Annotated in this window: 1 protein-coding gene; it reads right to left on the bottom strand. The window is 67.6% G+C overall.

Features of this window, described 5'->3' with window-relative positions; genetic code table 11:
- On the bottom strand, positions 1 to 633 hold a 633-nt coding region (locus AC1D1X_RS24995; protein ID WP_477699586.1), incomplete at its 3' end, for an ABC transporter permease.
- Between the last annotated feature and the right edge of the window lie 74 nt (positions 634 to 707).

Raw genomic sequence — 707 nt, 5'->3', positions numbered from 1 at the left:
CGCCACGCCCATGAGCGCCGAGCCGGCCACGATGGCAGCGGTGCGGGTGGCCGCGACGGAGACGCCCTGGCCTTCGGCGGCCTGGGGGTTCTCGCCGACCATGCGGATGGCCAGGCCCGCCGGCGTGCGGTAGAGCAGCCAGGCGATCAGCGGCACCAGCGCTAGTGCCAGCAACGTGAGCGAGGTCTGCGCTGCCACCACGTTCAGCCCGCCGCCGGGAAAGCCGTCGAGCCAGTGCATGGGGGCGAAGGGTGTGATGGTGGGTGGCGTGTCGACTTTGGGAAAGCTGACGCGGTAGCCGTAATAGCTGAGCGAGGTGGCCAGCAAGGTGATGCCAAGCCCGGACACGTGCTGGGACAGCGCCAGGCCGACTGTGAGGAAGGCGTGCAGCAGGCCGAACACCGCACCGGTAAGCGCCGCCACGCCCACGCCTGCCCACAGCGGCGCGCCGCCGTACACGGCCAGCCAGCCGCTGAAGGCGCCGGCGACCATGATGCCCTCGATGCCCAGATTGAGCACGCCGGCGCGTTCACACAGCAGCACGCCCAGCGTGCCAAGGATGAGCGGCGTGGCGATGCGCAGCACGGCTATCCAGAAGGGCGCTGCGGTAAGGATATCGAGCATTTCAGCCATGCAGGACGCCTTTTCCCGTTGGCTTGCAGGTTGCTGGTGCTATGGATTTAATAGCTGGTTGCGCTTGTCTGTAT

The organism is Polaromonas sp. P1_G4, assembly GCF_056405475.1.
Note: the sequence above shows the minus strand (reverse complement) of the source record. Positions and strands in the feature narration are given on the sequence as shown.